At 57.1% G+C, this 11,101-nt stretch carries 10 protein-coding genes; 2 read left to right on the forward strand and 8 right to left on the reverse strand.

All coding sequences use genetic code 11. The features are described from left to right. Positions 1–120 precede the first annotated feature (120 nt). Positions 121–2,589, forward strand: coding sequence for a glycerol-3-phosphate 1-O-acyltransferase PlsB (gene plsB / locus M8010_RS09810; protein ID WP_250090795.1), 2,469 nt, complete (start codon positions 121–123; stop codon positions 2,587–2,589). Between the two features lie 23 nt (positions 2,590–2,612). Here plsB and M8010_RS09815 read toward each other — a convergent pair whose 3' ends face one another. The 7 genes from M8010_RS09815 to ppc form a co-directional block, all read right to left on the reverse strand. After that, positions 2,613–3,422: a class I SAM-dependent methyltransferase gene (locus M8010_RS09815; RefSeq protein ID WP_250090796.1), complete on the reverse strand. Its 810-nt coding sequence runs from the start codon at positions 3,420–3,422 to the stop codon at positions 2,613–2,615. Continuing rightward, entirely contained in the window at positions 3,422–3,784 is a 363-nt protein-coding gene (locus M8010_RS09820; protein WP_250090798.1) for a UDP pyrophosphate phosphatase, read from the reverse strand. The genes M8010_RS09815 and M8010_RS09820 overlap by 1 nt, the downstream gene beginning before the upstream one ends. Before the next feature lie 109 nt (positions 3,785–3,893). Further along, on the reverse strand, positions 3,894–4,691 hold the full coding sequence (locus tag M8010_RS09825) for an undecaprenyl-diphosphate phosphatase (RefSeq protein ID WP_250090800.1): 798 nt from the start codon (positions 4,689–4,691) through the stop codon (positions 3,894–3,896). A 33-nt stretch (positions 4,692–4,724) separates the two neighbouring features. Further along, positions 4,725–5,420 carry a tRNA (adenosine(37)-N6)-threonylcarbamoyltransferase complex dimerization subunit type 1 TsaB gene (tsaB, locus tag M8010_RS09830; protein ID WP_250090802.1) on the reverse strand — a complete coding sequence of 232 codons (696 nt, stop codon included), beginning with the start codon at positions 5,418–5,420 and terminating at the stop codon, positions 4,725–4,727. 4 nt (positions 5,421–5,424) lie between these two features. Further along, positions 5,425–6,078: an adenylate kinase gene (gene adk, locus M8010_RS09835; protein ID WP_250090803.1), complete on the reverse strand. Its 654-nt coding sequence runs from the start codon at positions 6,076–6,078 to the stop codon at positions 5,425–5,427. Between the two features lie 197 nt (positions 6,079–6,275). After that, the gene (locus M8010_RS09840) at positions 6,276–7,646 is read right to left on the reverse strand and encodes an HDOD domain-containing protein (RefSeq protein ID WP_250090805.1); all 1,371 of its coding nucleotides are present in this window, start codon (positions 7,644–7,646) and stop codon (positions 6,276–6,278) included. A 36-nt stretch (positions 7,647–7,682) separates the two neighbouring features. After that, positions 7,683–10,328, reverse strand: a complete 2,646-nt coding sequence (ppc, locus tag M8010_RS09845; RefSeq protein WP_250090807.1) for a phosphoenolpyruvate carboxylase — start codon at positions 10,326–10,328, stop codon at positions 7,683–7,685. A gap of 101 nt (positions 10,329–10,429) precedes the next feature. On the opposite strand from ppc, the gene M8010_RS09850 reads away from it, so the two are divergent. Beyond that, positions 10,430–10,663 (forward strand): hypothetical protein, encoded by a 234-nt coding sequence (locus M8010_RS09850; protein WP_250090809.1) that lies wholly within the window; start codon positions 10,430–10,432, stop codon positions 10,661–10,663. Between the two features lie 78 nt (positions 10,664–10,741). On the opposite strand, the gene M8010_RS09855 is transcribed toward M8010_RS09850, so the two are convergent. Further along, on the reverse strand, positions 10,742–11,086 hold the full coding sequence (locus M8010_RS09855) for a pilin assembly protein (RefSeq protein ID WP_250090811.1): 345 nt from the start codon (positions 11,084–11,086) through the stop codon (positions 10,742–10,744). Between the last annotated feature and the right edge of the window lie 15 nt (positions 11,087–11,101).

The following is an 11,101-nucleotide window of genomic DNA, read 5'->3' on the forward strand; positions in this document are numbered from 1 at the left end:
CATGTAAGAACTTGAAATGTACCACACCGGCGCAATGCAACTGAACGACATGATGTCTTTCGGCACCGTGCGCAACCAAGTAAACTTAGCGCCTGTTTACGTGAACCGGAGCGATCATTTATGCGTTTTTTCCTGGGCCTTCGCAGCCTGATCCTGACCCTTTTCCGCAAGATTTTGTTTTTGTGGGTCCGGACAGATGTTAGCGGTAACAGCGTTGAAGACCTGGGACTGGATCCGGAAAAGCCGGTTTGTTACGTGTTGCAGTACAGCTCGCTCTCCAGTCGCCTGGTTCTGGAACAGGAAGTGCTGAGCGCCGGTCTGCCAGGTGCAACCTCCTCCCTGCCGGTGAAGAACGGGCCAAACCATTCGTTCTTCTTTCTGTACCGCAGAATAGGCGGCCTGTTCCGGCGACGCCAGACCCCCGTTCCCACCAGCGAGTTCCGGGCACTGGTTCGCCACGGGCTGGAACACCCGGAGCAGGACGTGCAGATCGTGCCAGTATCGCTGTTCTGGGGCCGCTCGCCGGACAAGGAGAGATCACTGGTCAAGCTGTTGCTGTCGGACACCTGGTCGGTAGCCGGTCGGCTGCAGAAGTTCCTTATCATCCTGGTGCACGGTCGCAGCACCTATGTGCAGTTCAACCAACCCCTGTCCCTGAAACAGGTTATTGACGAGTACCGTCACAGTGAGGATCGCGCCAACCGCAAACTGGCACGTATTCTCCGCACCCATTTCCGCCGTGTACGCCAGGCCGTTCTGGGACCCGATCTATCCCATCGCCGCACGCTGGTCGGCGGCCTGGTACGAACCCAAGCGGTCAAGGAAGCCATCCGGGAAACCGCCCGCAAGGACGACATTCCCCCGGAAAAGGTTCGCGCCAAGGCCTACAAATACGCAGACGAAATCGCTGCAAACATGTCCGTTGTCACCATCCGCGTTATGGAAGTGTTACTGGCCTGGCTGTGGAACCGCATTTACAACGGCATCTCCATCAACAACATCCAGGTAGCAAAGGAAGTGGCCCAGGACCATGCCGTGGTCTATGTACCCTGCCACCGCTCGCACATTGACTACCTGCTGCTGTCTTATGTGCTCTATAAAAACGGGCTGATGCCCCCGCACATTGCCGCGGGCATCAACCTCAACATGCCTCTTGTCGGGCCCATCCTGCGCCGTGGCGGGGCTTTTTTCATGCGCAGGAGCTTCCGCGACAATCCGCTTTACGCCACGGTGTTCAACGAATACATGCACGTTATGTTCTCACGGGGCTATTCCGTCGAGTACTTTGTCGAGGGCGGGCGCAGCCGCACCGGACGAATGCTGCAACCGCGGCCTGGCATGCTGTCGATGACTGTACGCAGCTTCTTGCGGGACCACCGCAAACCCATCGTGTTTGTGCCAGTCTACATCGGCTACGAAAAGGTCATGGAGGGCCGTTCGTATCTGGGTGAGCTGCGGGGCAAGAAAAAACAGAAAGAAAGCGTGTTTGCCCTGGCCAAGACTGCCCGTAAGCTGACCAATTCTTTCGGCAGGGTGGCCGTGAATTTCGGGGAGGCAATCCCACTTGCCGACGTGCTGGACGAAATCGAGCCCAGCTGGCGGGACGAAGCCTACAGCTCTGAATACCGGCCGAAGTGGCTGAACCAGGCCGTCTCTGAACTGGCGAGCCGTGTTGCGGCCAATATTAATGCTTCAGTCGCCGTTAATCCCATTGGCATTACCGCCACTGCGTTGCTGGGTACCGAGCGCCTCGCCATGGATGAGGGCCAGTTGATCCGTCTGATGGATCAGTACGCAGACCTGTTGCAAGCCTTTCCCTACGCGGACACTGTCACGCTGCCGGAAGGCAGTGGCAGGGATTGGGTGGCCTATTGTGAAAATATGGGTCTGGTCACCCGCCAGCCTCAGAAACTTGGCGATATCATTGCTCTGGAGGGCAGTAACGCCATATTAATGACCTATTATCGCAATAACATACAGCATCTGTTCGCCCTGCCATCGCTGATCGCAAGTCTGTTTGAGAACAAGCAGTCACTGCGCAGGGACAAGGTCGAGTTCCTTGCCAGCGTTGCCTACCCTTATCTGAAGTCGGAACTGTTCCTGAAGTATCATCCCGACGACATCGCCAATGTTGTCAATCAATGGATCGACGTGCTGGTGTCCAGGGGCCTGCTGTTCGAAGAGGGGGATGACAGGATCCGCCGACCTGAAGAAGGTACCGACGCCATGCTTCGTTTACGGATTCTTTCACGGTTCATCATTCAGACCCTGGAGCGCTATCATATTGCCATTGGCATACTGCGCAAATATGGTTCTGGCACGATCACGGCTACCGAGCTGGAAGAACAGAGCACCCTGCTGGCCGAGCGTATGTCCATCCTGTTTGGCCTCAATGCCCCGGAATTCTTCGACAAGACCCTGTTCCGCAATTTTATTGCCAACATGCAGCACAATGGCGTTATCACCACCGACGAAAACGGGCTATTGTGCTACAGCGATGGTCTTGATGAAGTTGCCGAAGATGCCCGGCTGGTCCTGAGCGTGGAAAAGCGCCAGGCCATCCAGCAGGTAACCATGCTCGGGGCCTGATTGCTCAGGCCTTATTCGTTGTATCAACCGCTGGGCAGCGCCTTGATGGAATAGACGTCGTAACGGCTACTTTTCCCCTCGATGCGCGTGGTAGGCACCGGCCCGCTCACGGGCTCGGCCTTGCGCGGGCGTTTGACCACCACCCGATAGGTTGCTATCGCCAGTGCCGCTGCCAGCAGCGCGGGTGAATCGTCGTCATCACCGACCACTGTGCGAAATACCTGCATCTCTTTTTTGACCAAAGCCGCCTTATCCCGATGGGGAAACATCGGGTCGAGGTAGATCACATCAGCAGCCCCTTTGTCAGCCTGCCTCAGCCAGTCAATACTGTTCCCCGGCTGCAACGCCATGCGGGCAGAGATCGGCGCACTCTGTTCATTCAGAGCCGCCCTGGCAAGGCCATCCTCGAGTAACGCGTGTATCACCGGTGAGCGTTCAAAAAGCTTAACCCGGCAGCCAAGCGATGCAAGGACGAAAGCGTCCTGGCCGAGGCCCGCAGTAGCATCCACAACATGCAGTGATTGCCGCGTTTTCTGCAACCCCACCGCCTTTGCGATCAACTGACCTGTGCCACCACCATGCTCCCGGCGATATCCCGCCTTTCCCGTTACAAACTCGGCCCTGACAGGACCAGGAGCACCCTTGCCAGTCACCTGCAGGCAAAGACCGCTATCATCGGAAAACAGCAGCACGTCATAATCCCGGACATCGCGGGGACGCAACGTGCCCAGAAAAGGCAGCTCCAGCTTTTCAGCCAACAACTTTGCTGCAAGGCTATCACCAAGGGCGCTGCAGGCTACGGCCAGGTCAGGGGGGCTTTCAGGGGGAAGCATCAAACCAGAATGTCGATGCCGGACAAGCCATTATCGGGAGTATCGCCCCGCGCTGCCACATCGGCAAACGTGGATAAGGCTCTTGAGGTATTCAGGGGTACTTCATCGGCGCGAAAACGCTCCAGCCTGACATCTTCCGCTGCCTGGCGCGCTTCAATTCGCCGCTCAAGGGACTCGGCCGATGGTACGGGCCGTTCCTCAGCATTGCGGGAGCGGGCATCAGTCAGGTCCCGCCGGACTGCATTGATGTTGCTGTCCGGCGCTGTCGCAGGAGCCCGGGCCACATCACTTCGTTCCCTGACCGGGCTGTTATTGCCGGACTGGAAAGCAAGACCGCTGTTTGGATTAACACCACCAATCATTTCAGGCACACCGGTTATGGTTACAACTGAACTTGAATTATGGAAGATTTACCAGGGTTTTGAAAGCAGGCTGTTCATTTTGTGCTCTACCCTCTGCCACAGCATGGAGCTACCACAGCATGAAAATCAGCAACAAGCCAAGCACCAGGCGGTAAATGACAAACGGCATCAAACCGAGCCGTTCAAGAAACTTCAGGAACAGATGTATACAGATCACCGCGCTTACAAACGACAACGCAGCACCCAATGCTATTGCCGCCCAGTCTGTTGCACCACCCTGATCGATCAGTTCCAGTGTCTTCAACAGGCCGGCAGCAAGAATCAGCGGAATGGAGAGCAGGAACGAAAAACGTGCCGCGGCTTCCCGGCCAAAACCCAGGAACAGGGCTGCCGTTATGGTTATACCTGAACGGGACGTACCAGGAATCAACGCCAGTGCCTGGGCCACCCCGATGATCACCGCATCTTTCATGGTCAGGGATGGCAAGTCGCGAGCCCTGCGCCCCACCGCATCCGACCACCAGAGCACCAGGCCAAAACCGATGGTAGAAATCGCAATAACCAGGCCAGAGCGCAGGGACGACTCGATAAAATCATTGAGCAGAAGCCCTGTCAGACCGGCGGGAATGGTGCCGGCAATAACCGCCCAGGCAAGCCCACTGTCCTGCCCCACCCGACCGCGTGCTGTATCTCCGGCCCAGGCAACCGAGAGCCTGAAAACATCCTTGCGAAAATACCAGACCACCGCGGCGAGTGTACCCACGTGCACTGCTACATCGAAAGCCAGGCCCTGGTCTGGCCAGCCCAGAATCTGTGACGGCAGAATCAGGTGGGCAGAGCTGCTGATCGGAAGAAATTCCGTCAGCCCCTGAATCACAGCCAATACAATAATATGCCACAGTTCCATGGGCAGTATTTCCGGATGGTAGCGGGGAGGTTATTAGCGGCCGGGAAGTTTCTTCCAGGCCACTTCGTCACGAATGTAGACGGGCTGAGCCTGGGCGGCGGGAACACCGGCACCCTCATGAAAGGCTCGGGCGGCCAAATCAGCCACTCTGGAGGCTCTGGGAACCAGCGACTCATCGATTTCCTTCATAGCACCGGTAACGTCGGCAGGAAAGGCGTCACGCAATCCCCAGCCCTGGCCGACGCCAAACCAGCGGGACACACCGGGCGTCAGAGTAGCGGATTCTGGTGTGCACACCTGCTCATGTCCTACCAGCTCTGGCTGCCCATCGCGGCAAACAAAGCACGCCCAGTAGATCTCGCCCATGCGGGCGTCAAACGCCACAGCGATGCCGTCACCTTCAGACAACGCCATATGGGCAATGGCATCTGCTGCAACCGCAGCCAGTGATGACACTGGAACAACGGGCACTTCAAGGCCATAGGCCAGGCCCTGAACAACCCCTGTGGCAATTCGAAGACCGGTAAAAGACCCGGGACCACAGGCGAACGCCAGGGCATCAAGCTCAGCAGGCACCAGTCGCTGTTCCGCAAGAAGCTCGCGGACCATCGGCATCAGCAGCCGGGTATGACCCCGGGGAGCAAGCTCAAACCGCTCCGTTACGCTGCCATCCACCAGCAGGGCTGCCGAGCAGCCCTCAGATGACGTGTCCAGTGCCAGTAGTTTCACGCCGTTACTTCAGTTGGGTAAGGATCTGTTCGCGAATATCGTCCATGCTACCTACACCTTCAACACGTACGTATTTCGGGGCGGCGGCCTGGTCTTTGCTGGCCCAATCCTGGTAATAGTTGACCAGCGGTGCCGTCTGCTCATGGTAAATTTTCAGGCGCTTGCGAACCGTTTCTTCCTGATCATCGGCACGCTGAACAAGAGCTTCACCGGTTTCATCATCCTTGCCTTCCACTTTGGGTGGGTCGTACTTGACATGGTAGATGCGGCCACTGCCCTCGTGTACCCGGCGACCGGACAAACGATTCACGATTTCCTCGTCATCAACGGCAATCTCGACCACGTAATCGATATCGATACCCTGGTCTTTCAGGGCCTCAGCCTGGGGAATGGTGCGGGGAAAACCGTCAAGCAGAAAGCCATTCTTGCAGTCGGGCTGCTTTACGCGTTCCTCAATCAGCGCAATGATGATGTCATCGGACACCAGCGCACCAGAAGCCATCACTTCCTTGACCTGCTTACCAAGCTCAGACTCGGCCTTGACCGCTGCACGCAGCATGTCTCCGGTGGAAACCTGGGGAATATCAAACCGCTCGGTAATAAACTGGGCCTGAGTCCCCTTACCTGCGCCTGGTGCGCCTAACATGATGATTCTCATAACGCTGTGCTCCCATTGTAGTCATTATCATTTGAAAAGCTGTGGCAAAACCCTGCGGCTTTGCGACAGCCTCTCGCCGGCCACAACCCGATGTACCATGCCGAAGAAAGCGCATTATACGAACTCAGCCACTCCAGAGAAAGTGGACCTCCGTAGCATGCACCAAAAGGTAACATCGGGTTGTAATTGTCAGAAGATCAGGATGACAGGGAAAGTGCCAGTGCGTCCAGATCTCCGGAAACCTTGTCAATCTCCTCACCGAGAATGGTCACATCGCCCTCAGTTAGCCCCAGGGATGTCGCAAGAGCAGGCAGTTCGTCCGGGTTGAACTCGTCACCAATTCCCTTCTCTTTGAGTAACCCGTTAGCAAGCTGGACCATGAGCACATAGCTTTCATGCTCACCGTGGTAGCCCTGCTGCTGATGCATGCCGGCAGCCTTGACCACCGGATCCGGTAACTCCCAAAGCCGATGCAGAATACCGCCAATGGCACCATGACCGACGGCCAGCATCTGCTGACTGTCGTCGGCACCGAATACCTGCTGCTCCAGTGCATGCATACTGGCTTCCGGGTTGGCTTCGCGAAGGGTATTGAGCTCGTTGAATTCCTGTGGAAACAGGTGGCCGATGAGTAGCAGGCCGAAGTTATGCAGCAAACCACAAAGATAGGCCAGCCCTTTGTCTGCATTGCACTTGGGCGCCATGCGCTGACACAGGAAAGCGCAGTACAGTGAATGTCGCCAGAACTGGTCCATCCCCAACATGCCCTGACGCGGCACTTCGAAAGCACGAACCGAGGCAATCCCCAGTGCTATATGTGCAACACGATCGAAACCCAGAACACGGGTTACCCCTTCCTGAACGGAGTTGATCTGGCCAGGGTAGTTGAAAAGCGCTGAACGCGCATAACGCATGATTTGCGCCGTCAGGCTGGGATCAAACTCAATAAGCTCCGCCAGTTCCCGGGCAGTGGCTTCGGTGTTGGCAGTCAGCCTGAGGATTCGCAGCGCCAGTGCCGGCATGGGCGGCAGGCGATACAGCTTCTGGAGTTTATCCGCCACTTCTTCCAGCGTCAGCGCGTCCCGTTGGCCGTTATTCTCTCCGCGAATCACCAGATGCCCCTGAGTAGCGTCGGCCAGTGCCCGCGCCAGCGAGGTCCGATCAAGTTCCAGCAGGGTGTTATCGGTACCACAGCACATAAGTGTGCGCGGATAACCCAGAACATCCTGATCGACCAGCACAGGAACCTCATAGGCGGCTCCGACCGGAGGCTGAAAACCCGGATCACAATCCGCAAACAACCGCGCGGACTGGCGAGCGGTCAGTGGTTGCAAGCGACGACCTGTCAGCTTGTGGACAAGATCCATATCCAGACTGGTGTTGTAACCATGAACCGCCATGACAACACCATTTATATCGATCAATGGTGTTGCGCGGATAAACTCGTCCTGAGAGCGTCCTGATGCCATCACCGCCGCATCAAAGTTGAGCACCTGGTCAATGGGCACTGCCTTGTATGCAATCCCCTGACGGATCAGAAAACGTTCCAGCCTTGCCGCTAACGCCACGGCGTTACTCCTGTTTTTTTTTGTTTGCTTCCACCGCTATCCGGTATTCCGCATGCCGGCAGAAATGCCCGCCATGGTTACTTTCAACGCGCGCTCTACCATCTCGGGGACTTCACCCTTGCCTTCGCTTTCACGGTCACGCTTCAATAACTCGGCCTGCAGGTAGTGCAGCGGGTCAGTATACGGATTACGGACACGCATGGAATGGGCGAAGACCGGTTCCTGCTCCAGTAGTGTGTCCTGTTCTTTCAGTTCCAGCAATCGCTGGATACAGCCCTCAAGGCGCTGCCGTAGGCTTTTACCCAGCGCCAGCAATTCGGGATCGTCCACCAGGGTTTGCTCGTAGTAACTGGCAATTCGCAGGTCCGATTTTGCCAGTACCATCTCCAGCATATCCACATAGGTTTTGAAGAACGGCCATTGTTGCATCATTTCCCGCAGCACCGGCACCTTGTCATTACGGAAGGCTTCTTCCAGGGCGACGTCGCTGCCCAGCCAGCTGGGAAGCATCAGACGCATCTGGGTCCAGGCGAAGATCCACGGAATAGCTCGCAGGCTTTCCACGCCACCGCCAGGTTTGCGTCTTGCCGGGCGACTGCCGAGGGCGAGTTTGCCCAGCGCCTGTTCCGGGGTGACCTGGCGGAAATAGGGCACAAAATCCGGGTTGTCTCTCACCACGTCTCGATAGGCTTTCAGCGACCGTTCCGTCAGCCAGTCCATGACCTCCCGCCACTCTGGCTCAGGCCCACGGGGTGGCGCCAGGGTCGCTTCCACCACAGCGGTGGTGTACAGGGTAAGGCTCTGTTCCGCCAGCCGGGGAAGGCCGAACTTGAAGCGGATCATTTCACCCTGTTCCGTAATCCGGAAGCTACCGTTGACGGACCCTGGAGGCTGGGACAGGATTGCCCGGTTGGCGGGGCCACCACCACGGCCAACGGTACCGCCGCGGCCGTGAAAAAGCGTCAGGTGGACATTGTATTCATTGGCGACTTCCGTCAGTTTTTCCTGCGCCTGGTACTGTGCCCAGGCGGCCATCATCTGGCCTGCGTCCTTGGAGGAGTCAGAGTACCCGATCATGACTTCCTGGCGCCCTTGGCAGTAATCCCGGTACCAATCCACATTGTACAGGGCGGCCATACTGTCCGGCGCGCCACGCAGGTCATCGAGAGTCTCGAACAGCGGCACGACTCTCATCGGGTTTGCCATTCCCGATTCCCGCAGCAGCAGAATCACATTCAGCACGTCCGACGGCTTGCTGGCCATGGAAATAACGTAGGAACCCAGGGCTTCCGGAGTCTGCTGCGCCACTACCTCACAGGTGGCAAGCACTTCGGCAACCTCGGCCGATGGCTGCCAGTTCCGGGGCACCAGAGGCCGCCTGCCCTTGAGCTCACGCACAAGAAAGTCCTGCCGTTCCTGCTCTGACCAGGACAGGTAGTCGCCCATCCCCAGATAGTCGACCATTTCGGCAACCGCCGCCGCGTGACGGGAGGCTTCCTGGCGGATATCCAGCCGGATCAGCGGCAAGCCAAAGGTGTGGGCCCGCCGAATGGTGTCCAGTAGCGGGCCATTGGCAATGGTTTCAAGCCCGCTCTCAACCAGGGAGCGGTAACACAGTTCCAGTGGGTCAGTGAAATCCTCGTTGGCAAACAGAATGTGTGAGGTGTCCACAGGCTCCCCGGCCAGGCTGGCCTCGGCCCAGTCCCGGGTTTTGATCAGCTTTTCCCGCAGTTCCGCCAGCACCATGCGATAGGGCTCACGGGAGCCCCCGGTGACCGCACGCAACTCGTCACTCGCCTGCCACATGGAAAGCTCGGCACGCAGCGTCTGAATATCCCGCAGGTACAGATCGGCGGCCATCCAGCGGCTCAGCAGGAACACTTTCCGAGTCACTTTATGAGTGACGTTGGGGTTGCCATCGCGATCACCCCCCATCCAGGAAGCAATGCGGATAGGTGATGCGTTCAGGGGCAAGCCCTTGCCGGTGGCCTCGGAAAGCGACAGGTCGAGGCTTCGAAGGAAGCGTGGCAGAGCCTCCCACAGGCTGTTCTCAATAACCGCAAAGCCCCACTTGGCTTCGTCCACTGCCGTGGGGCGTTGGTGACGGATTTCATCCGTATGCCAGGCTTCGGTAACCAACTGCCCCAGCCGGTCGATAATTTCTTCGCGCTCTGCGGGGAACAGGTCATCATGATCCAGACGCGCAAGACAGTCCGACATCTCGTCGTATTTCATGATGAGTGTCCTGCGCGCTACCTCGGTAGGATGCGCTGTCAGCACATATTCGATACGCAGGTCGGCCACTCGCCGATGCAACTCCTCCGCACTGACACCGCCGCTCTTCAGGCGGGTGAATACGTCGCCAAGGGATTCCACCATCAGGTCCGACTGGTGGCCACGTTTGCGACGGATGCCATGAAACTGTTCAGCAAGGTTTGCAAGGTTCAGAAACTGGTTAAACGCACGGGTTACTGGCAGCAACTCGTCATCACTCAGTTTCCCCAACAGACTGACCAGACGCTGTCCGGAACCACTCTCCTGGAAGCGATCAGCCTTGGCCGCCGCACGCACTTCTTCAATGAGTTCGTAACAGTCCTGGCCCGGGTGGCGCTGAATACTTTGTCCCAGTAACTCACCCAGCATGCGAACGTTTTCTCGGAGTTCAGGGTGTAGCTCGGTCACATTGACGTCCTTTTAAATTGACGGAGGCGAAGTAAACTTACGATACTATTTACTCTTAAAGCCTGTCTAACGATTAAAGCCTGTGGCTGCAAGGAGTATTCATGAAAGTAACCGATCTGCCCAAACACTGGGAAGGCGCAAAAGAACCTGTCGAGCGGAGCCATGATTACAATCTCCGACTCCCCCTGGAAGATGCAGCGCGTATAGCTGCGCTGGCTGAACTGTATCCGGACCGTTCGGAAAGCGATATTCTGAACGATATGATTGGCGCGGCACTGGACGATCTCGTCCGGCTTAGCCCGTTGAAGGATAAACTGGAAGGCAGGGACAAATAGCAGAGGGAGGTATACCGTGGGGTGGCTGGACCACCCCGTGGTTATTGCAGGTCTTTCGAAATCAGACAGCTGGTCTGATCAGGCAACCGATTCGAGCTGGCGAGCCTTGAGCTTTTGAATGTGTTTCTGGCTCAGGCTGATGAAGCGCGGAGTCATACCCTCGTCTTCATAGATCTCGAAACCATCCTCATCGAATGCAACAACCTTGGAGCCCTGAACGTACGGAAAGCCGGTTTCCAGTTCATCAAGGGCAGCGGATATCAGGTCTCGCATCAGATCCTGGGACGACTTCATCGGATACAGCGCGGCCAGTTTTTCCAACCGCTGGTGATGCTGGTCGGCCAGGTTGGCAAAATACGCATCCCGGGTCAGACGACCACGCGCATGCTTGTCCCAGTAATTGACCAGATCTTTGATTTTCATGGTGCCTTCACTCCT

Source organism: Marinobacter sp. ATCH36 (assembly GCF_023555055.1).
Classification (GTDB): Bacteria; Pseudomonadota; Gammaproteobacteria; order Pseudomonadales; family Oleiphilaceae; genus Marinobacter.

What these genes read in the sequence shown, in the direction of transcription:
- M8010_RS09855 (WP_250090811.1), bottom strand. Translation starts at nt 11,086, where the DNA reads ATGAAAATCAAAGATCTGGTCAATTACTGGGACAAGCATGCGCGTGGT.
- M8010_RS09815 (WP_250090796.1), bottom strand. Translation starts at nt 3,422, where the DNA reads ATGCTTCCCCCTGAAAGCCCCCCTGACCTGGCCGTAGCCTGCAGCGCC.
- M8010_RS09820 (WP_250090798.1), bottom strand. Translation starts at nt 3,784, where the DNA reads ATGATTGGTGGTGTTAATCCAAACAGCGGTCTTGCTTTCCAGTCCGGC.
- M8010_RS09850 (WP_250090809.1), top strand. Translation starts at nt 10,430, where the DNA reads ATGAAAGTAACCGATCTGCCCAAACACTGGGAAGGCGCAAAAGAACCT.
- M8010_RS09825 (WP_250090800.1), bottom strand. Translation starts at nt 4,691, where the DNA reads ATGGAACTGTGGCATATTATTGTATTGGCTGTGATTCAGGGGCTGACG.
- adk (WP_250090803.1), bottom strand. Translation starts at nt 6,078, where the DNA reads ATGAGAATCATCATGTTAGGCGCACCAGGCGCAGGTAAGGGGACTCAG.
- plsB (WP_250090795.1), top strand. Translation starts at nt 121, where the DNA reads ATGCGTTTTTTCCTGGGCCTTCGCAGCCTGATCCTGACCCTTTTCCGC.